The organism is Candidatus Villigracilis vicinus, from assembly GCF_016702885.1.
GTDB classification, from domain to species: Bacteria; Chloroflexota; Anaerolineae; order Anaerolineales; family Villigracilaceae; genus Villigracilis; species Villigracilis vicinus.
Window position 1 is genome coordinate 258,953 of sequence record NZ_JADJDD010000030.1, and the last position, 21,755, is coordinate 280,707.

Genomic DNA, 21,755 nt, shown 5'->3' on the forward strand with positions numbered 1-21,755 from the left:
GGTCAGAAAAGAGAATTGTAGTCGACTTTGGGGAAGACCGTCAGTTTGCCGCCGACAGTGGCGTCGATCACCTCACGCCCTGCCCGGCGATAGGCTTCACGCGCCATAATGTACCCAACTTCGGAAGTATCCAGGTCGGGCAGCTGCCATTTGACACCTTTGCCAAAATAATTAGGCAGAAAATGATTCGGGTCATCGCCTTCGGAGGTGATGGTCTTGTTCGCATCTCCTTTAGAGGCAAAGTTATGATCTACACCGATGAGAATGACCTGATCGAAGCCCATGTGAAACGCCACCTGCAGTGCAACTGTGGTGACCGTGGCGCCTTCCCATACACGCCCGGTGACATCGCTCGAAAATTTTGGACCTGTGTATGAGGTGTAGATGAAGTTCGTAGTGTCGTTATAGGTCTTGTCGTTAAAAAAAGAATGCGACCGCCACGACAGGAATTTTGGCATGCTCAATGCAGAAATATCTTCGACGAACTGTTCGATGACAAGGTTATTGATGGAAGCAAAGTAAGTAGTTTGAAAACCAAGCTCAGGGAAAGCCACATAAAAGCGATTCATTCCAAAAGTGATCTCGCTCTTTAATTTGGAGAGGTCGGTTTGTTTGAGTGAGGGACCGTTGCCAATGATAAAGGCGCGTTTGCCTTTGTGAATATTCTTGAACGCAGCCAGACGCTTGCGGCTCTCGCGCCGCCAGGGGTGCAGGTAGGCATCCGGCAATTCGGGCAGGCGGCGGAGGGCGTCATTGGTATAACGGGCAGCATTCCAAATGGCGGATGGGATGAGGCGTTTGATGGTCTGTTTCATGCTTCGATGTCGTAGAAGGGTTTCAACGGAATGAGGTTGGTAAGGATGATGATATCGAATAAGGTGGCGAGAATGTAAGTAAAATCCGGATAGCCGGTGAATGTGAGCAGGAGATTTAAGATGGTAAGAACCAGGATGGTAATGTATGACCATTTCTCACGTTGGTCCAACATGCGCGCAGCGATAAAGAGAGTCATGGCTGAAAACAAAAAGAAAAATCCCACTAATGCGGCAGAGAGACCATTTTGATCCTGAATCATCTTGGCAACATAGAGAATACCAACAATGATCCATAAAGCAAAGTTGACATAGAACATAATGCGCGCCACAAGTATGCGCGCCTGATAGGTTTCGCGGGTTCGTTTTTTGAGTTTATCCATTAGCTACCTTACTGTTCAATTTGTGCTGGGAGAAATGCTTTTCGTGAAAAATACAGAATAAGAAGACTTGCCAGATTTAAAAGCATGAAGAGGATATCGATCATCCCGATCTGGTCGAAGATAGGCATGATGACATTGAAAAGGAGCACAATGAACGTCAGCCAATAGATCTTTTTGTTCTGTTTTTTCAATTGAAAAAAGCCAAATAAAAGGATGGCACCATCTACGAACATGATCAGGGCATAAAAGGCATACCAGACAACCATTTCTGGTCGTCCGCCAATGCGCAGGATCGTCCCCAGCCCGAAGAATGTCAGAACCGCCGAGGTCAGCAAAATCAAATAGCGTGCGATGGATGCCATTCTCATATTCATTCTGTGCTGAGCCTCGCTGTTGCGCCGCCATCCACGATCATGGCTTGACCAGTCATGAAGGAGGATTGCTCGTTATCTGCAAGGAAGTAAATGGCGCTGGCGATCTCCTGAGGCGTCCCCACGCGTCCATTAACGGTCTTGCGGGCGAGATTGTCCAGGCGTTCCTGCACATCGCCAGAGCCGACATGTCCACGCCCAAGACCAGCCCGCAGCATGGGTGTATCCACGGCTCCAGGCAGAATGGCATTGACGCGGATATTCTCCGGCGCAAATTCGATCGCCATGGCACGGGTGAGCGCCAGCAATCCGCCCTTGGAGGCGGCATAGGCGGCAATGTTCGCAGAAGTCTGCACAGCATGAACGGAGGAGACGTTCACAATGGCGCCGCCATTCCCCGCCTTGAGCAAAGGATGTGCAAGTTTAACGAACAAGAACACCGAGCGCAAATTCGACGCCATCACAGAATCCCATTCTTCCACAGTGGTATCTACCAATGGCTTGGCTACTTGTACAGCAGCATTATTGACCAATGCATCCAGGGCGGGATGAAATTCTTTTGCCTGTTGAAAAATCTGTTCAACAGAGTCTGGTTGCGAAATATCTGCTTTGATGAAACGACCGTTCTTTGGAAAATCATCTCCAAAATCAGAACGATCCACGCCAATTACACGCCACCCATGGTTTGAAAAGTGGTTAATGCAGGCACGCCCAATTCCGCCGCCTGCGCCAGTGATGAGAACGGTTCTAGTCATGGGATAATTTTACGTCGAAATCCGGCTTTGTGCTTGAAATTCCATGTCCACCCGGAAGAATCTAACGCACAGACACAAGGAGCAAAGAATCTCATTTCTTCTTGGCTGCCTTGTGTCTTTGACCCGATCTTTTTATTTTCAAAATTCCGCGTACTTTAAAATCAATCTGCTCTACGTCGAAAGATCAGACAGGCATCAATCGTATTTTCAAGTTGGTAGTTCTGAGCAACAAACTCGAACACTTCGTCCATTTTCGGCTGGATGTACATCTTCTTCTTGAGTCCTGCGATGGAATATTGTTCTTCGCGTGTGGCAGGGTCCAGTGAGGGGATGGCATCCACAGAACGGGAGCAATCCAGGATCAGTTCAGGGGGAGTTGAGGTCAGGTCGTCGAAATAATGGTCTTCGATCTCTTTCGTCAGTGAACCTTCCAGAAAGAGGGGGTAATACACATACTTTACCGGCGACGACCGCCCAGCCATAAAGTTGACTCCCATTTCAGGGTACCATGTCAACAGGCGGTCTTCAGGCTGGCTGTTGTCGCGGATATAAGCAGATACCGGGTCGATGTATTCACCGCCGGTACCTAGAGCTTGAACGTACCGTGCCCACACTGAGGGAGCGATCACAAAGAGCATCACGATCAACGCGACGGATATGACTGCCCCCAATCCATCACTCCAGCCTTCCATCGCAGAAACCTTGAAGGTCACCTGCCAGAATTCTGCAAACACATAAGCAGAATAAACCGCCAACGCCAAAGCCCAACTAATGTAGTAATGCGTGAAATTCCTGCCCGAAAGGTTGCTCAGCGCGATCTCGATCGGAAACCAGACCAGAAGGAATACTTCAAAGACCATAACCTTTCGCTGCACAAAGCTAAGCAGGAAACGTAAAACCAGGATGAACCAGGCAGCCAGAGCGAACCAACCATACCAATCCATTCCGTAGCGCCCAAAACCGCCAAACATATCTAGCCATTCGCGGTCCTTTGCGGCAGAGTATGAAAAGTTAAAAAGTATGGAAGCGTAGATCATTTCACCTGCACTGCCAAGGATGGCGAAATAAAGCGTCCACAGTATGAGCGGCAGGGCAAAGCCCGCCAACGCGGCAAGGATGATGCGTAAGGCTTCCACATAATGCCGCTTGAACACATAGAACAAAAAGACCGCACCAAGGACCGCAAAGAACCCGCCGATGTTATTGGCGCGAAACGTGAAACTCAAACCAAAGAGCGCGCCGACCCAGATGTACTTCCAATAATTCCGCTCCACATCCACCATTGAAAGAAAAATGGCAAGCCCTGCCGCGTTGAATAGCAGCGCAAATTCCTCAGTGTAATTGCCGTATCCCAGCACGGCACGCAGACCAAACCCTGCCAAAGCAGTGCCGAACAATGCCGCCCCCATACCCCAGCGTTTGGAAAGGGTGTAATACAAAAGCGAGAGCATTCCAAAGATACAAACGAACTCAAGAAGCCAAACGCCCCAACGCGAACCGCCGCCCAGAAACAACCCCAATGCGTTGACATAAAAAATTCCGGGACCTTTTGAATCCCAAAAGTCTTTATACGGAATCTTACCGTCTACGATCTGACTGCCCGCATATAGGAAAAAGCCGCCATCTCTGGCGGGCTTATCAAAAAAGGGATTGGCAAGGTCAAGCGCAAGCGCCGTCAACAGGAATAAAAAAATATAAGGTAGTACGAGCCGAAACTTTGACATCATTTCCTCTCTTGCATTCCCAACCCCTCAACCAGATTTTTGATCGTACTCCAATGAATGCGTTCCCACGCCGTCGGGCTGGAATTGGAGTTATGCGGCGCAAGCATGACGTTATCCATCTTTAAAAGCGGACTTTCCAATGGCAGCGGCTCGAACTCGAAAACATCCAGCGCCGCGCCTCCGATCTGACCGGAACTGAGTGCCGCAACCAGGGCTTTTTCATCCACAATGGGACCGCGCGCCGTATTGATCAGCACCGCAGTAGGCTTCATCTTAGATAACGTACTGGCGTTGATCAGGTGATGAGAGGTTGAATTCAGATCACAGTTGACGGACACAAAATCCGAGTTCGATAACAAGGTTTCGAGGGATGTCATTTCGATCCCTGACTCACCAACGAAGACATGATCAACATCAATAATATCTGTACCGAGGACCTTCATGCCAAAGGCTTTTGCACGGCGAGTCACCGCCTTACCAATATTTCCCACGCCAATGATGCCAAGTGTACATTCACTAAGCGTCCTGCCCGGGATCTTCTTCCATTCACCGCGTTTCATCGCCGCATCCATCCACGGGCCGCGCCGTGCGAACGCCAGCATATAGCCAAGCACAGTATCTGCCACAGGAGTGGTAAAAGCATTCGGCGTTCGCCCAAGCTTCACCCCAAAGCGGAAACAAGCCTCGGCGTCGATCGAGTCGACTCCCGTTCCCCATTTCGAGATGACCTTCAAACGCGGCAAACATGCTTCGATCACTCGCGCGGTGTAACGGTCATCACCACATACCGTGCCATCGAACTGACCGGCATACTTGAGAATATCCTCCTCTTCCATGCGTTCTTCCACTTCGGGAATGATGAGCTCAATATTGTAAGAGTCAAAGACAGGTTTGAAACGGTCCATAAATGGGATCATGTAAGGAGCCGTGAGCAGAACTGTGTATTTCATCGATCAATGTCCTTCATCGAATGGATTGGGAATTTCAGTGAACTCATAGAGTTTTGGAACAGGCGAGTAATAACTTACATCTTCGAGAATATCATACTTGCCTCCAAAGTAGTTATTGAAGACGAGACGGAACAAGTTGACCGGCGTAACGGTTGGGTACAGGGTATCTTCATGCCCGGGCATATATACCGCTGTAAAGTTCCACATGTTTTTACCCCTGGGCTGCAACCAGGGACCATGGTCACCCTGAATAATGATAATGGGCGGCGTCTTAGAGTTCGCCATGATGGTATCGATGGCTTCAAGCATACGAGTGTTGAGATAAGGCAACTGATTCAAATAGCCTTTTTGATACATCTTACCGGTATATTGACGCTTCTCATTCCAAAATTCTGCCGGGTTGGTCGGGTTCCCTTCAGGGTCGAACACAAAGGGTGGGTGCGGCGAAATCACATGAGCATAAACAAATTTCGGTTCGGGCATTTTTGAAATAGAGTCCATGCTGTCAAAAACAGTATTGAAACGGTCACGATACCCTGCCGCCATGATGACATCTGAGTCGATCCAGCCCCATTTTTCGGCATATCGCGCCCAGGTTGTGCGCAAGAACAAGCCTTCAAACTCGGTCATTCCCGAAGAGATCGGCGGTGGGCTTATAAATTTATCCGAGTCGGTGATCTCCAGCCAGGCAAAACCGGATGCAAAGTTGATCGTCTCGTACCCGAGGGTGTCAAAGTTGTAACGTACAGCATTGTGTTTTAGCGCATCCCACAACACTTTACGACCGATCGACTCCGGTGTAAATGCCGGGTCTAACCCTTGCAGGTATTGCATATTTAGTGAAGACCCCAGTGAAATCTCTGTGCGTACATAGTTCGACTGGCTCTGACTGGCAATATAAAAACCGCGTTCCTTCAAGGCATTTTCAAAGTCACTATTATCGTATCCGTATGCAGACTCCAGCAGATCTGAACGCGTATATGAATCCAGCAGGAAAAAATATACATCGGGCGGGTTTTCCGGCAGGATCAGATCCTCTTGTATTGGCGCATTTTTTGCTCCCAAGCGGTGCGGATCTCCTGAAGCCGTATTGAAATCCAATTGAGCTACAGACATGACCAATAAAACCAAGATCATGCCGTTCAAGGAAGAAGCAGCTGCTTTAAAAGTCAACTTGGGGCGTGTAACCCACACTATAGAAAGAACCAAAAGAACAACCCATATCAACCACAACCAGTGAACTGCCGTGTTTTCAGGGAATTTCTTTTCAAAATACATATATACATGCCCATAGGTAAAGAAAAGAATAAGGAATAGAACAGAAAAGAAAGCCGCTTTGTGAGTTTTACGAAACACAAGCCGCGCTGCCAGAAAGACAACCAGGCTGAGCAATAACGAAATCAAAAGAGGTCGAAATACAGCCGATGGCTCCACCTGACCTTTGTTCACAGAAAGCAAAGCCAAAATTGGGTATGCACCAAAAACGATCGAATACCAAGGCGCGTTAAACAATCGCGAAAAGAAAGCTTTCATCTCTATACCTCTAATACTTTATTTGCAAATATTCTTTTCGATCAATGCTGTCACATCCCCATCAAGAGTTTCACTCGTCATCAAACTCTTCATTGAATTACAGACCTGCAACCGCAAGTATTTATCCGCTGCCACCAATTTCAGCATGGATTTGATCTCTTCCACGTCACCTTGCACGGCATAGGCTTGCATGAACGGCATCCATTCCAAACCATCGTTTGGGTAGTAGCCTTTATCTAAAGCTTCGTTCAACAAAACAGGGATGGACTCCCAGTCGCCACGTTGACGGGCAAGGTCTGCCTGCTGGTAGTAATAGCACCAACCACGTTCAGGCTCCGTGCCAAACACCTCTTCCGTCACAACAGGCGCTTCGCCATCGGTTGTGACGGAATCCAATCTGGAATACGGCGCAACCATCACGATACGACCATCATCGTACGAATTCAACTCAGGCGATCTCCCATCGATGAAGCGCACACAACTATCACTACTTGACTGCACCATCACCAATACATTGCCAAAGTCTCGTTCCAAATAGTTGCCGCGCCGAAGCGGGGTTTCCACACCGCCGTTGGTCGTGATCTGCGTGACTGTATTCCCATCCAACACGGCGGCAGGCAGTTTCACTACCACTGGATCGTTACTTTGCTTTTCAGGGTAATAGATGAAGTTCGCCGGGCTCCAAATGAAGTAGTCTTCACTCAATGGGCTACCCGGATACAAAGCGATCAACGTCACCCCTTCTTCTATCTGCGGCGCACGCCACGCCACCTGCCACCAAAAATTACGCGTTGCCTCGGTTTCATATACCGATCGAATGGTATTACCGTAATGCGTCAGGATCGCAACTGCCACCAGCAACCCCACCACAGTGGTCTGGGTACTGCGCCGTGCAAGACCTTCGACCAGCAGCGCCAGCAGCATCACTGCACCAATAGATGCGATCAAGGTATAGCGCGAATAATCCGGCAGGGTGACATGACGGTTGACGAGGATCACAGGGATCAACCCGCCAGCCATGCTAAGGAAGCTGATAAATAAAGTCTCACGCATCATACCTGTATCAGAACTGGATTCAGTTTCCCCGGCGGGAATACCATCTGCCGCCTTACCCTCCACCCAGCGGAGAGCATAAAGCAGCACCACCACAGCCAATGCCGACCAGCCAATTGCCGTCGCCATATCCTTTAATCGCATGGTGAATGCCAACTGATATACGGGCAGAGTCCATGCAGCAAGCGTAACCGTAAAAAAATCCTGGATCAGATAATTCAGCCACCATAACCCAGTAACAGGCGAAGCGAAAAACTGCGAAACCTGCACCCCCACATCTGTCGCCTTGCGCTCAGATTCAAAGAAGAACAAACGCCAGACGAGGAACCCCGCCGCGATGAGCAAAAATGGCAAACTCGTGCGAGCGATCTTCTGCGCTTTTTCTTTGAAGGTCTCACCTGACGCGCGCCACATCAGCAGCATGATCACACCAAAGCGGAGCGCCTCGATACCGATGAAATATTCCATCTGACTCAAGTAGCCCCAGCCAGCAAGAATGGACCCCGCGATCAGCAACGTCTTTTGAGTACGGCTGACAGTCAACACTGCTTTAACGGTCAATGCCACAGAAAGAGTAGCGAGGAACAAGCCCAGGATATGCGACTGATAATCAATGGCGTTGGGCATCGAAAGGAACCCGGGATATACCGTGAATAAGAGCCCGGTGATCAACGCAAAGAAATTACGCCGCTCACCCCATAGCATACGCATTGTCCAAAAAACGAATACGCCGCCAAAAGCGCGGAAAAGGAAGGCACTCAGGTGGTACCAAAGTGGATTGAACCCGAACAACGAGAACAACGGGATCATCGCCAACGCCCGCCCGGGGCGGTCTATGCCAAAGATCGCATTAAAAAAACCGGGTCCTTTGACCTGCATATCGTACATTAGATACCAGTCGTCGTTGAGATAGCCGAGATGGTTCACGAGCGGCAGATAGGCGATCCCCGCGATGATCACGATCAGCAGGGAACCAAACCAGAAGGGGGTGAGTTTATCTTTTAGGGTTTGCATAAGAATTTCTCGTCAGTGCAAGGGCGGCACAGGCAATGACGGCTTAACTTCTCTTCCTCATTAAGAAATCGGCGATCTCAAAATCCAGCTCTTCGTCAATATCCCAGGCTTCATCCGCATCGATCTCGAACATCAATGGGCTGTCACCAATGCGGTGTTTTTTGCGTTCAAGGTTTTCACGGGTAAAAAGATAAACACAGGAATTCTCTTCATACACTGGCGGGAGGTCTTGCGTTTGGAGCAATTCCAACGGGTTGTGATTGATGGCGTGCCCATCCTGCCAGTAGAGGCGGGTTTGTAAACGCGTCACAGAGAATAGGGAATCATATTTAGGGTAGGCACCAAGAAAGGTCTTGATTCCTTGCGAGATGGTTTCGGCTTTGAGTAATGGATTGGTGCTATGGGTTTGCAAATAAAAATCTGCCTGTACCTGCGCGGTATCATGCAGAAGAATATCGTTCATGGGAATGTCGTCAGCACGGAGATGCTCAGGGCGTTGGATCAACTTCACAGCAGGGAAGAGGCGGCGCACTCCATCCATCACCGGCTCGGAGTCGGTATCCACCATGACGGTATCGATCTCCGGCACAGCTTGCAAGGTTTCCAAAATATGTTGAAAAAGAGGCTTGCCCGCAAGAGGGCGGTAGTTCTTGCCAGGCACACGCTGGCTATGATGTCGCATGGGGACAAGGGCGGCAATTTTCATGCGCTTATTTTATCTCACCGCAGAGGCCACCGAGCAAACAGAGATTTTTTCGTGTCCTCAGTGGCTATGTACTGAAAATGCTTTACAACGCTCGCGACATCTGCCATTGCGAAAGCGACTCGCGCTGCATGCCGACATGTTCAAAAATGAAACCCATCTCTTCGGGATAAATGGCTGAGACATGCCAGACTTTGCCGGGAAATTTTGCGAACAGGGTGCGCAACAGGACGCCGCTCAAGCCTGCTCCACGCGACCGAGCCTTGACCAGCACCGATTGGATCGCCACATCCATTACATCGGGGTTACTGATGAGACAGTAAGCGTCATTGAGGCGGAAAGCACGTGATGGCGGCGTATGCTGCATAATGGTCGTGCCAGAAAGCTGCCAGGGGAGGTCTTGCATACCATGATAGGTGACGGTGCGTGCCAGTTCACGGATGTCTATTTCTTCGATCTCTTCAGCGGTATCCACCTGTGGATTATTGAGTTTGTACCCCACTAATCTGCGCATCTTCTTAAAACCGGACTTTTCGTACAACTTGACTCCGGCAGTGTTCTGCTCGATGACCTCAAGCAGCATTTCCTTGTCCCCACGTTCCCGGGCTTCTGCGACAAGCTGCGCCATTGCCCAGGTGCCCACACCGCTGCCACGGGCATTGACCGTGATCCCCATCGCAGCGAGGCGGCTCGTCCAACCACGGCGGGCGATCATCGCCAAACCGACTGGCTCACCATCCTTCATCAACACCCGGCTGGCAGTCAGGTCTATACCGTCGCGGCGCAGCATGGTCAGCAGTACTGTGTCGGTAATATTGATGGGGACAAAATAAGCTTCGAAACTGCGGGTCATCAGGTCCGCAAGGAAGGAAGTGGAGTATTCGTGGGCGGGTTTTAGAGAAAGGGAAGACATGAATTGATTATATCGAAACTCGACTTGAATTTACCCAACATTTACGAACCAGGCTGCCCCATACAAATTGATGAGGATGCTCAAAAGCAACAATAGATAGTAATGCCAGGGCTGCCTTTTTTGAAGAGTCAGGGACATCAAAGCCATGATAGGAAGAATTACATCCAAGATATAGCGATAACCGAATTGAGCTGCGCCCGTATTGTGATACATGACCAGTAATGCAAAGCCGAAGAAGATCGATGCCCATGCACCCCAAATCCACCAACGGTTCTCATAACGGCGTAACAAATAAACCAGCACCGGTGTGGAAAGGAAAATGCTCATGCCTTCCAACGAGGGGACGAAGATCCACGGGCTGCCCAGTTGCACTTGCGGCAGATACAGGAACATCACATTCAGGTTATGCAAAATATATACCGAAGAAAAAATACCATAACGTTGGGCATTATTCACAATACCAGGAGCACCATTGATGGTCACATACCCAAAATCCATAAAGTCTTCAAAGCGCAGATAGTTGTAAGACAAAAGCCCAATGATCGCCAAGCCAACCGGAACCGCAGATTGCACAGACCATTTCAGCAAATGCTTGAGGTCGATCACTGTCCCATTCTCTTTTTGGATATGCATGGCAATGGCAAAGACGAACGGCCAGGTCATCAAACTGTTTGGGCGTGCCAGCATTGCTATTCCTAAAAACGCTCCAATGACCCACGGGGATGCGTCGCGGAGGGCAGCCCAAACTGCCAGCGCAAGGAAGGTCACCGTTACAACCTGACTGACAAACCAGATCTCTCCCATAATGCTCACCCACAGATGATTCGTGCCAAATGCAAAGAGAGCCACAAGCACAAAATGGGAAGTCCGCGAGAATGCCACCCAACGCCGGATAATAAGCTGCTCCAGGATCAAATAGACCAGGACAGCATTCAAAGCGCCCATCAGCATGGATACATCTCCCATGAAGATCTTCTCAGGGTTGGCAAACAACATGATCGGCATAAGAAGAATGGCAGGCAGGGGCGGAACGGGAACGTACCACTTCCCATTGTGCAGGGTCAGGTCGTGGATCGTGACATTCGCGGCGGATGCATCCAACAGGTACAACTTTCCATTCACAAATTGATGAGCGAGTGAGTCCCAGTATTCGAAGCGATTTTTATGGATCCAATCCACCCAGTCAGCAAGGTGCCAGTACAGGACGAAGACCGTCAAAAATATACCGGCGAGGAGGAAGAAACGTTCCACCGACGCCTTGTTTGGAATCTGCATTTCTGTGCTGCCAACCCAGCTCCAGATCAGGAAAAACAATCCGAGCCCAAGTAATGGGGTTGCAAACCCATTAAGAAAAGACGCATACGCCGCAACACGGTAATACGTTACCAAAAGCATATATATGCAAAGAAATATCCAAAACCAAAGAGAGCGCTTGAAGGGTGTAAAAATATCATCAAGCCCGTAAGATTCATTGTACAGAGAAGCGAGTGAAGATCCCAGTAGAATGCCCGCCAGAAAGAGCCAAGCGACCAAATGGCTTACGCGCGAAAGTGCGCCCAGAATCCACTCTGCTCCTTTTACAACTGGAAGCAAGGTCAACAACCAGGCAGCGCCAGTCAACAGGACAAATCCGTACAGGATGGTCAGCACAATAAACAACCTGTTTGGAGAAGAGATAAATCCATGTACCCGTTCCAACATGGGGGCAGAATTGGTATAGGAAATAGAAAAATGCAAAGGCGGTACCGGCGATCAAAAGGATGAATATGCCCCCGCTCAACAAACGAGCCGCAGATAAGCCAAATAAGAATTGGCTTCCAGCCTCGGAAGGCTGTCGGAAAAATAAAATCAGCAGAGCGACCCCAACAACAACGAGGAAACCAAGTGAAGTTAAGATCGAACGGCTGGATTTTCTGGAAAAATGCGGCATGACCTAGGTATTATACCGAATCGAAAACAATCACCTTATTTTTTCTCATCATACTGGATCGGTTCCACATCCCGTTTTCTTTCATCCATCTTCTTTCTTTCCCGCGCATAATAAAAGGTTTCTCTTAGCTGTGGTGTCACCAAACTCGTCTCACGATGCCCCATATAAGTTCCGCGAAATTGAGCAAAACGAAACCAAAAGATGGACGAAAAACTTTTCAACAATACTCCTTCGCGGGCGGCATGCCACAGGTCACTAAAAATATTGGTGAAAGTTAAACGGAAAAAGTCATACAGGTTGAAATTGGTTTCAGGATAAATTCTTCGCAACGCCATCGCTTCACGACGATAACGATTGTAAACACCATGAGGTGTTTCATTATGGATGTGGACGATCTCCGCTTCAGCGACATAAGTGATCTTATATCCCTGCCCCTTTACCCATTTGCCCCATTCCAGGTCTTCGAGCCCGGTCAATGTTTCGTCGTAGGGATGCACGTCCCACAGGCTTTTGCGGATGGCGGAGTTGGCATTGTTACAAAATGCAGTGACCTGGTCGGGGTTGCTTATCTCTGGATACCATTGATGAAAGATCTGATGCTCGGAATATTTTGAACCCTCGTACCCACATTGCTTGCCGTAAGTCAGAGCAACCTGCTCATCTTGAAATGGACGAAGTAAAGTTTCCAGCCAATCAGGATAGACGGGATAGACATGTGCACTGGCGATGACGATCAATTCGCGGCTCGCAGACTTAACCCCGAAGTTGAGCGAACGCCCAAAGGTAAACTCCGCTGAGGGAATGTGGACGATCTTCGCACCGTAATTTTCCGCGATGGAAACGGTTGAGTCGGTAGAGCCTGAATCAACTAATATAATTTCTACATCTTTTATGGTTTGTTGCTTGATGCCCTCAAGCAGACGCCCAAGATGCTGGGCTTCGTTATAAGCGCGGATGACCAAAGAGCAGGGCATCGGGATTCGGGAATTGGGAATCGTCATTCAATACCAATGTGGTCTTCGGAAAGATCGGTAATGTATGGAGATTCCCCTTCACGAGCTATATGGCTAGCACCCGGTTCATTTTGACCTTGTTTACTGCGTTTTAGGTAGCCAATGTATCCATTGATCAACTGGGTTAGCTTCTCCCCATCCTGTTCCAATGAGTCAAATAAGGGTTTTGGAAGATATTTCAACTCAGCACACAAGACTAAATGACTTAAGGTCTCCTCCAGTGAGCCACGGGCAATATAACAAAACCGAATAATCTCCTGATAATAGAATCGTCCATAGCCTTCTGCAATGTTCGCAGGAATGCTGCTTGAAGATCGACGTATTTGTTGACTAAGATTCCATTTTTCTTCAGATGGGAGCAATGGTAAAACTTCACGATAGTTACGTAGGCAAAATTCTTTTGCTTTTTTCCATACTTCAAGCGTTTCAAGGCTCTTTACACTCATCACAACCTCCTACCCGATTCCCGAAGTCCGATTCCCATACTTACCAATTACCATCTTTCTCATACCCCAACTTCACTAACAGATCACCCGCTACTTCTTTGAATATCTTTTTATGTTCCTCGGTGAAATGTTTTTTCCATTCGCCGGTCTTGCCGGAGCGGAAGGTCGGGGACTTTTTCGGGTTAATGGAGGTTTCGAGGGAGTCGAGAATCAATTGTCGGGGAGCTTGAAGCGTGACACGGCTGAGGAGGTGATCCATGATGGAGGTGAGAGTCGACTCGCGGTGGTGGATCAGGTCTTCGAAGTGAATGGTCAACACTTCTTTTTTATCGAGCCAGCCGAGGTAGGGTTCAAAACGGTCTGCGATATTTGAGAATTCGACATTCGCATCAGGTCTGCCAAGGATGCTGACCTTAAGGCGAGAATCAAAATCGGGCAGGGATTGGTAATAGTCGTGATGGACATGACGCGCTTCCATGTCGGTGACATAGAAGACATGCGAGACGACCACGTCACGCGGGTCGCGGAAGATGAAGTAAGGCGCGAATTTTTCTGTACATACGCGGGCAATGGCTTCAGGTCGGGCGAAGAGATGCGCAGATGCAATATCACGTGGATGGAGCGAGTCAAGCCATACGAGAGCTTTTTCGGGTTCACGTTTTTTTCCACTTTCGCCCTCATACTCGGCATAAAACGAATGCACACGTTTGGCATACGGCGCAACGTTTGCGAAACCAAGCAAAATCTGATCAAGCAGGTGTGTGCCGCTTTTCGGGAAGGAAATACCGAGCAAAACAGGCATATTCACCGACTGTGAGGCAAAACGCAGGCGCTGTAACCCTTTTTCGGTATGATAGACTGTAGAACGAAGGAACGATTTCAGCATGCAGATATTTAACCACAATTTCACCATGCGCGACTCAAACGGTTTTTTGGGGTTTTATGTGTTGAGGAAAATCCAGTGAAACTAACCATTTTCAACACCCCCATCATCAGCCCCATCCTGCGTTTGATCAGCAATTCCTTGATGCGCCTTTCCGGTTGGCGCGTAGAAGGGAAGTTGCCGAACTTGCCTAAATATCTGATCATCGGCGCGCCTCATACTTCAAATTGGGATTTTCTCCTGTTTCTGGGAGTGATCTTTCGCCTGAAAGCGGATGTGCGCTATATGGGCAAAGCCGAGTTGTTCCGCAGCCCGTTCGGATGGTTCTTCTACTGGTGCGGCGGCATTCCTGTAGATCGTTCCAAATCTTCAGGCTTGGTGGAACAAATGGTGGACGCCTCCAAACGAAGCGACAAGTTCATTCTGACCATTGCCCCCGAAGGCACCCGCCACGGGGTAAAAGAATGGAAGCGCGGCTTTTATCACATCGCCAAAGGGGCAGAGCTGCCCATCGTCACTGCAAAAGTGGACGGCAAAAACAAAGCCATGCGGGTGGGAGATATCTTCCACCTGACCGAGGACATGGAAGCGGACATGAAGTCCATTCAAGAGATGTTCAAGGGCATGGTTGGGGTTAACCCACGCAAGAAATACATTACTTTGGAAAGCTAAATGATCATCGACCGAATCGAAAATGCGGCTCTCTATTATCCGCTTCACCCAAAATTCAAGCAGGCATTCGACTATATCGCTCAGATCGATATCCACACACTCCCTGTTGGCAGGCACGAAATTGACAACAGCATGTATGTGTTGGTTCAGGAATACACCACCAAACCAAAATCAGAAGGCAAGTGGGAAGCACATCGCCGTTACATTGACCTGCAATACGTGGTGCAAGGTGCGGAAGGCATGGGCTACGCCAATATCCATGACCTGGAGCAAGGGGAATACCTGTCCGAAAAAGATTTCCTGCCTTTGTTTGGTGAAGGCGGGCAGATCGCATTGAGAAGCGGGTATTTTGTACTGCTCTTCCCCGAAGATGCGCACATGCCGAGTATGGCGCTGGGCGAGTCGAAGCCAGCCCGCAAGATCGTTATAAAAATAGCAGTGGAATAAAAAAGAGGAGCTTATGAGCTCCTCTTTTTTTGCGTCAAATACTTAGCGCTTATCTTTCACAATCTTGCCGTCTTTCATCACCAGCGGAATATTATCCACATTTTCCAAGGAACGGATATCTTTCAATGGGTCGGTTTTCAGCAGAATAATATCGGCAAGTTTACCCGCCTCGATTGTCCCAACCTGATCACTCCAGCCCAAACATTCAGCCGCCGTCTTCGTTGTAGAAACGATGGTTTCCATAGGGTTCATACCGATCTTGTTCATTAGCCCCAGTTCGCGCAGATTGGTTCCATGCGGCATAACACCCGCATCGGTGCCCATGGCAATGCGCACACCCGCCTTGTGAGCGCGTCCGATACTATCGCTGTGGATCTCGATCACTTCACGAGATTTACGAATGCCATACTCGGGCATACCACCCTTCTCACCTGCTTCAAGGACTGCCAGCGGAGCTAGCAAGGTCGGCACAAGATAGGTGCCATGCTTGAGCATTAAGTCAATGGCTTCATCATCCAGGAAAATTCCATGCTCAATGGAATGCACCCCGGCACGGATCGCATTCTTAACGCCCTCTGCGCCCTGCGCATGCGACATAACCTTCACGCCGCGCCGATACGATGCTTCGCGCACGATCACTTCCAACTCTTCAGGAGAGAATTGTGTGAACTCCGGGTGATCGGTTGGGCTGAGTACACCACCAGTCGAACAGATCTTGATGACATCTGCCCCGGCACGCAGCACTTCGCGCACCTTGCGGCGGCAATCATCCACGCCATCCACGCGGCATTCGGGAAAACCAGGGTAAGCCATGAACAGGTCATATTCCATGCCAGAAAGCATCCAGCCATCGCCATGCCCGCCTGTAGTGGTTAACACACTAATGCTGATCTGCAAACGCGGACCGAGGATCACGCCGCTCTCCACCGCCTGCTTGGTGCCAGCATCCGCGCCACCCGCATCGCGTACACTAGTAATACCAGCATCGATAGTGTTCTTCAAATACTTCACTGAATTATAGAAACGCATCGAGAAGGGCGTCATCATATCGCGCACGATGTTGACACCTTCCAACATGACATGCACATGTGTATCGATCATCCCCGGCAAAATAAATCCGCCTTTGGCATCGATCTCCGTCGTCTGCGCATCTGGCAGGCGAATACTGCTCGCCTTGCCCACTGCCTGAATGCGGTTATCCTTCACAAGCACGGCGGCATCCGTCATCGGAGTAGCGCCCGTTCCGTCGATCAACGTACCATTGCGGATCAATTGATAGGTCATGTTTTCCTCTATTCTTTCAACAAGAAATCCCCGTCATTCAATACCCCCTCCAGGATCACTTTCACAGAATCGGATTTCACCAGTTCGTCCAAATCAAACGATTTCAACTTCGTCTGCGTCACGCGCACCGAAGGCTCTAAAAACTCACCAAAGGGTAACGATGTTTTATATAATTGGAAATACAAGAATTGACGGGCATTGCGTTTAAACTCCGCGGGGACGTCAATACGTTCTGCCGTCAAAAACTCTTTCATCTTGCGTCTAACATCATCCACCGTTTGCGGAAAGAAAACCGTGGGGTACTGCGTAAATCTCGCCTTGCCCGCACATAACACGGCCGCCCCCATAATGGATGCTTCCAAACCTATCGTGGAATTGTAGATCATCACAAATTTGGATCTCTGAATCAACTCATAGGAACTCAACGCCTCACGCGGACTCACGAAGACGATATTCGCCTCTTTCTCTAGCTCGCGGCTGGCTGCCCATCCCTCAACCGTTTCGCGGCTGGATTTTCTCACCCGAGTCTCGTCGGGGTGTGCGCGGATGACAAACAACGTATCACGGTTCTCGCGGGCGATCTCCAGGGCCATATCAAGCCAGTCGAACATATCTTCAAATACGGTGTTGGCGTGCGGTTGACTGGTATCAAAGATGACGTTGGTAAAGACAGGCACGATCTGCTTAAAGCCAGCCGCCTTTTTCAAGAAGACTTCGTCCAAGCCTTTCATCTCCGCCCAAAATTTAACGCCTGCCATCGTAAAGTCACCTTGGAAGCGTTTGGCAAGATAGGCATCGAGTTTGGCATTTTGCGCCTCGCTCAATTCAAAATCAGCAGGGATATGAATAGGATACGCCGTTGCTTCGCCGTCAGTGAAGTACGCCGTAGCAGGCTGCAAACCCACCTCATGGGTGATGACGCGCAGTCCGCGTTTTTGGGCGATATACCGCGCTGTCGCTTCGGGGAAGAACTGCCCATTGAAAACCACTACAGCCCGAGGCTGAGTCTGATCGAGGAAAGCCGAGAACTTCTGCGCCACATTCCAGGCAGACAAAATATATTCCCGCAAAAGATAGCGCGTGTTCTCGTCATCGTTCAAGTGATGGATGCGTAATACCCAACGCAGACCGGGCAGGCAGAGCGCACCAAGAGGAAGGTCTTGATGAGTGAAACGTGATAAGTGACTGATATCCAGATCTCGAATGGCATTCTCGATCTCAGAATCTCTTTGAAAGTCAAACCAATTTACTTGTGTACCGGCTTGCTTGCCTGCTTGCACCCCCGCATACAACGCCTTGCTTTGCATAACACAGGATTTGCAAGGCATTTCCTTTTGTGGATTATCGCGATTTGTTCCCAGCACACATTTACTCAAGCCTGAGTTGCAAGCAAAATACGCCACAGGGATGCCTTGCAAGCGCAATGCCCATGTAGTCAACAAATGAAAGCCGCTGTTCCAGGAAAGGTCATCAATGCCAGTGGAGGCTTTAAAAAAGACGACGGGTGCGCCGTTAGTTTTCGGTTCTTTGCGAGCCACCTCGCGTGCAACCGAAGCAACTTTAAGTAGAGTAAGTCTGCGGACAAGTCCGCGCTTAATGCGTTGGGTGAAGAATTCCTTCATGATTTGTAAATTGTAACAGAGAGCAAAAGAACAAAAAAATTTTTTTTTTTTTTTTTTTTTTTTTTTTTTTTTTTTTTTTTTTTTTTTTTTTTTTTTTTTTTTTTTTTTTTTTTTTTTTGACCAGAATATTCCGGTCTTTTTGAATTACCAGTTATTGTCTTTCTCGTAACCCAACTGCACCAGTAAATCTCCTGCCACATCTTTGAATAATTTCTTGTTTTCTTCGCTGAAATGCTGTGTCCAGCCGCCGGTTTTGCCAGAGCGGAATGTGTGACTCTTTTTCGGCTGAATGGCATCCACCAAGGTCGACAATGCCTTTTCACGCGGAGTTGGGATCTTGTAACCTGTACTCTCCACCTCATCCAGCATGGACATAAGAGTCGCATCGCGGTTATTGATAAGATCTTCAAAGCGGATGCACATCGTATTCTTTTGTTTCAACCATTGGAAGACGCCTTCGTAGCGCTGTTTGACGCTGACCATCTTCAGCCCGTCACGATCAATGCCGGTAACGGCAACATTGAGTCTCGCCTCAAAATCGGGCAGGGAGTTGTAGTAATCGTGCATGCCGTGCTCTCCGTGCATATCGGTCGCAAAGAAGACTTGTGAGACGAGCATATCTCTTGGGTCACGATAAATGAAAAAGTTGATGCGCCCGTCCGAGGTCAGGAAAGAGGCGTTTTCTGGCGTGGCATCCACATAACCCCAGCTAATGACTCCATTCGGCACAGATCTTAAATCTGTAAAAATATCGTCTGCGGTCCGTCGTCCGCCGTCTTTTTTTATCGTACGGATCGGGTCTGCATCCACATATTTGTACGGCATGATCTGGGTGAAGCCGTTCATCACCTGCAACAGCAAATGTGAACCGCTCTTCGGTTTTGAGTTCGCAAAGATGGGTGGAGCATCGTTAAAAGAAAACCGCTTCCAGCGCCAGATGGCTTGGGCGGTCTTTCCATATGGACGGAGTGCGCGGCGGAGTGTTTGTTTAATTCCCATAATTCAATAAGCGTAGGGGCGAGGTACCCTCGCCCCTACAAAATTCTTTATTCGTTCCCTACACGGCGAAGTTTCTTCATTGGAGCTTTTTCAGATTCATACACACGCTTCACGCCATCGCCGAGCCCGGCTTCGGTCACACGAATGTATTTGACCAGCTTTTCAAAACCACCGGGTTCCACAGAGGCGGCATGGTCACTGCCCCACATGGCGCGGTCCAGAGTGATGTGGCGCTCCACTGAGCAGGCGCCCAGCGCCACTGCCACCGCAGAAGGCACAAGCCCGGTTTCATGCCCAGAATACCCGATCGGGTTATTAGGAAATTCCTTGCGCAAGGTTTCGATCATTCTGAGATTTAATTCTTCCGGCTCACAAGGATAGGTGCTGGTGCAGTGCATGATGACAAGGTTATCTTCACCAACAGCATTCACACCCTTATGGATTTGCTCCATGGTGGACATGCCCGTGGAAATGATGACCGGTTTGCCGGTTTGGCGCACATACTTGAGAAGGTTATGGTCTGTTAATGATGCTGATGGAACTTTATAAGCCGGAGTTTCAAATTTCTCCATAAAATCCACCGAGGGTTCATCCCATACGGAGACCATCCAATCGATGCCTTTTTCTTTGCAATAGCGGTCGATCTCGCGATATTGCTCTTCGTTGAATTCCACTTTATAACGATAATCCAAATAGGTAATGTAGCCCCAGGGCGTCTCACGCATTTGTTTCTGCTGTTCAGGCGGGGTACAAACTTCGGGTGTGCGCTTCTGGAATTTCACTGCATCCGCCCCGGCATGCACGGCAGCGTCAATGATCTTCTTGGCGATATCAAGATCGCCGTTATGGTTGAGCCCGATCTCAGCAATAATATATGCGGGGTGCCCATCACCCATCATTCGGTTTCCAAATTTTATTTCACGAGTCATTTGATCTCCTAATTTTTTACGCAGTCTGCGCCACATAATATGGGGTCGCAATGCTTAATTCTACTTTAATCGTGCCAATACCATCTCACACATTTCACGGATAGCCCCCCGCCCACCGCCCTTCGTCAACACATGATCAGCCGCGCGGATCACTTCAGGATATGCATCTGCCACAGCCACAGACCAACCTGCCACTTCAAAGCAAGGCAGGTCATTCAGGTCATTACCAATATAGATGACATCTTCCGCCCGAACTTTTTTCTGCTCGAGGACTTCGCGCATCACACGACCTTTGTCCTGCAAGCCCACCCCATGAATTGCCTCCACCCCCATCTTTTTCGCACGCGCCTTCACCACCGGGTTCGGTTCCGAAGAGAGGATCATCACTTCCACCCCATTTTCGCGCAGGGTTTTGATATGCATACTGTCACTGCGCGAGGCAGCGACGGTCTCTTTTCCATTCTCGTCGGTAAGGACAAGGTTATCGGTCACAACACCATCAAAATCACAGATGATCATCTTGACCGCTTCAGGCATGGGACGGCGTTGTTTTCCCGGCGAGACAACATCCAATCCGCTGTAAATGACAGCTTCGTACTTTGCCCAGTCCTGAAGTGTATCAATATCCACTGTATATTTCGGGTCAATCATCAAAGGATAGATGACATTGCCCGTCAGCGATTTCTTTTCGACGATCGTAGCCGTACGAATGGCATCGATATGCCCCGTCTGCCAATAAACCGGGGGCAGGATCTGACGCGGTGCATTGTAAGGCTCTGCAATGCCGGGGACTTCGAGTAACTGCCCCAGCGGTCGTTCCTCGCCGTTGAAGCGCCACATCTTAAAAGGGTTCTGGGCTGCTGGCACCACACCGCGCACACAATCCGCATCGGGATGATCCAACAGGATGTTGATCGCATCATCCACCATCGTCCGCGGGCGAATGGGCGAAGTTGGGCGCAATTGCACTACGATTTTGGGGTGGTACCCTTCGATCTCTTCCAGCCACTTAAGCGCATGTTCAAAGACAGGCAGATCGGTGGTCTTGTCCTGTGCCAATTCCTCGGGACGAAGGAATGGTGTCTCCGCACCCCAGGCACGCGCAACTTCAGCGATCTCTTCGTCGTCGGTTGAGACGATGATACGCGTCACCAGGCTGGAACGCTTCGCTGCGGCGATGCTCCACGCAATGAGGGGATATCCCGCAAAGTTGCGGATATTCTTGCGCGGAATTCCTTTTGAGCCGCCGCGCGCGGGAATGATGGCGAGGATATTGGTCATAAATTCTCGATATTCGCAACTCGATCTTCGACATTCGT

At 49.3% G+C, this 21,755-nt stretch carries 21 protein-coding genes; 2 read left to right on the plus strand and 19 right to left on the minus strand.

The features are described from left to right. Positions 1-2: 2 nt before the first annotated feature. The 14 genes from IPG80_RS22140 to IPG80_RS22205 form a co-directional block, all read right to left on the minus strand. Positions 3-815: a 6-hydroxymethylpterin diphosphokinase MptE-like protein gene (locus IPG80_RS22140; protein WP_345112056.1), complete on the minus strand. Its 813-nt coding sequence runs from the start codon at positions 813-815 to the stop codon at positions 3-5. After that, positions 812-1,195 carry a hypothetical protein gene (locus IPG80_RS22145; RefSeq protein WP_345112059.1) on the minus strand — a complete coding sequence of 128 codons (384 nt, stop codon included), beginning with the start codon at positions 1,193-1,195 and terminating at the stop codon, positions 812-814. Before IPG80_RS22145 ends, IPG80_RS22140 begins: the two co-directional genes overlap by 4 nt. Positions 1,196-1,203: 8 nt before the next feature. Further along, complete coding sequence (locus tag IPG80_RS22150) at positions 1,204-1,557, minus strand: hypothetical protein (RefSeq protein ID WP_345112062.1); 354 nt, start codon at positions 1,555-1,557, stop codon at positions 1,204-1,206. Between the two features lie 8 nt (positions 1,558-1,565). Further along, the gene (locus IPG80_RS22155) at positions 1,566-2,321 is read right to left on the minus strand and encodes an SDR family oxidoreductase (protein WP_345112065.1); all 756 of its coding nucleotides are present in this window, start codon (positions 2,319-2,321) and stop codon (positions 1,566-1,568) included. Positions 2,322-2,482: 161 nt separating this feature from the next. Next, entirely contained in the window at positions 2,483-4,048 is a 1,566-nt protein-coding gene (locus IPG80_RS22160) for a glycosyltransferase family 39 protein (RefSeq protein ID WP_345112069.1), read from the minus strand. After that, positions 4,045-4,995 (minus strand): phosphoglycerate dehydrogenase, encoded by a 951-nt coding sequence (locus IPG80_RS22165; protein WP_345112072.1) that lies wholly within the window; start codon positions 4,993-4,995, stop codon positions 4,045-4,047. The genes IPG80_RS22160 and IPG80_RS22165 overlap by 4 nt, the downstream gene beginning before the upstream one ends. 3 nt (positions 4,996-4,998) lie before the next feature. After that, positions 4,999-6,528 carry a hypothetical protein gene (locus IPG80_RS22170; RefSeq protein WP_345112074.1) on the minus strand — a complete coding sequence of 510 codons (1,530 nt, stop codon included), beginning with the start codon at positions 6,526-6,528 and terminating at the stop codon, positions 4,999-5,001. An 18-nt stretch (positions 6,529-6,546) separates the two neighbouring features. Beyond that, a complete protein-coding gene (locus tag IPG80_RS22175) occupies positions 6,547-8,595 on the minus strand; it encodes a hypothetical protein (protein WP_345112076.1) in 2,049 nt (682 codons plus the stop codon). A gap of 43 nt (positions 8,596-8,638) precedes the next feature. Beyond that, positions 8,639-9,301 (minus strand): acylneuraminate cytidylyltransferase family protein, encoded by a 663-nt coding sequence (locus IPG80_RS22180; protein WP_345112078.1) that lies wholly within the window; start codon positions 9,299-9,301, stop codon positions 8,639-8,641. An 82-nt stretch (positions 9,302-9,383) separates the two neighbouring features. Continuing rightward, a complete protein-coding gene (locus IPG80_RS22185; protein WP_345112080.1) occupies positions 9,384-10,211 on the minus strand; it encodes a GNAT family N-acetyltransferase in 828 nt (275 codons plus the stop codon). Positions 10,212-10,241: 30 nt separating this feature from the next. Next, positions 10,242-11,912 carry a hypothetical protein gene (locus IPG80_RS22190; RefSeq protein ID WP_345112083.1) on the minus strand — a complete coding sequence of 557 codons (1,671 nt, stop codon included), beginning with the start codon at positions 11,910-11,912 and terminating at the stop codon, positions 10,242-10,244. A gap of 264 nt (positions 11,913-12,176) precedes the next feature. After that, positions 12,177-13,115: a glycosyltransferase family A protein gene (locus IPG80_RS22195; protein ID WP_345112086.1), complete on the minus strand. Its 939-nt coding sequence runs from the start codon at positions 13,113-13,115 to the stop codon at positions 12,177-12,179. A 23-nt stretch (positions 13,116-13,138) separates the two neighbouring features. Then, the gene (locus IPG80_RS22200; protein ID WP_345112089.1) at positions 13,139-13,600 is read right to left on the minus strand and encodes a four helix bundle protein; all 462 of its coding nucleotides are present in this window, start codon (positions 13,598-13,600) and stop codon (positions 13,139-13,141) included. Between the two features lie 40 nt (positions 13,601-13,640). Continuing rightward, a complete protein-coding gene (locus IPG80_RS22205) occupies positions 13,641-14,486 on the minus strand; it encodes a sulfotransferase domain-containing protein (RefSeq protein WP_345112092.1) in 846 nt (281 codons plus the stop codon). A 75-nt stretch (positions 14,487-14,561) separates the two neighbouring features. Between IPG80_RS22205 and IPG80_RS22210 the strand changes: the two genes are divergently transcribed. Together IPG80_RS22210 and IPG80_RS22215 are read left to right on the plus strand one after the other, a co-directional pair. After that, entirely contained in the window at positions 14,562-15,155 is a 594-nt protein-coding gene (locus tag IPG80_RS22210; protein ID WP_345112095.1) for a lysophospholipid acyltransferase family protein, read from the plus strand. Next, the gene (locus IPG80_RS22215) at positions 15,156-15,602 is read left to right on the plus strand and encodes a YhcH/YjgK/YiaL family protein (protein ID WP_345112096.1); all 447 of its coding nucleotides are present in this window, start codon (positions 15,156-15,158) and stop codon (positions 15,600-15,602) included. It begins immediately after the preceding gene. A gap of 42 nt (positions 15,603-15,644) precedes the next feature. On the opposite strand, the gene IPG80_RS22220 is transcribed toward IPG80_RS22215, so the two are convergent. The 5 genes from IPG80_RS22220 to IPG80_RS22240 form a co-directional block, all read right to left on the minus strand. Next, positions 15,645-16,886: an amidohydrolase family protein gene (locus tag IPG80_RS22220; RefSeq protein WP_345112099.1), complete on the minus strand. Its 1,242-nt coding sequence runs from the start codon at positions 16,884-16,886 to the stop codon at positions 15,645-15,647. Between the two features lie 8 nt (positions 16,887-16,894). Beyond that, positions 16,895-18,508 (minus strand): hypothetical protein, encoded by a 1,614-nt coding sequence (locus tag IPG80_RS22225; RefSeq protein WP_345112103.1) that lies wholly within the window; start codon positions 18,506-18,508, stop codon positions 16,895-16,897. Positions 18,509-18,652: 144 nt separating this feature from the next. Then, the gene (locus tag IPG80_RS22230) at positions 18,653-19,507 is read right to left on the minus strand and encodes a hypothetical protein (RefSeq protein WP_345112106.1); all 855 of its coding nucleotides are present in this window, start codon (positions 19,505-19,507) and stop codon (positions 18,653-18,655) included. A gap of 47 nt (positions 19,508-19,554) precedes the next feature. Beyond that, the gene (locus IPG80_RS22235) at positions 19,555-20,436 is read right to left on the minus strand and encodes an N-acetylneuraminate synthase family protein (protein ID WP_345112109.1); all 882 of its coding nucleotides are present in this window, start codon (positions 20,434-20,436) and stop codon (positions 19,555-19,557) included. 60 nt (positions 20,437-20,496) lie between these two features. Then, positions 20,497-21,717, minus strand: coding sequence for an acylneuraminate cytidylyltransferase (locus tag IPG80_RS22240; RefSeq protein WP_345112112.1), 1,221 nt, complete (start codon positions 21,715-21,717; stop codon positions 20,497-20,499). Positions 21,718-21,755: the final 38 nt, after the last annotated feature.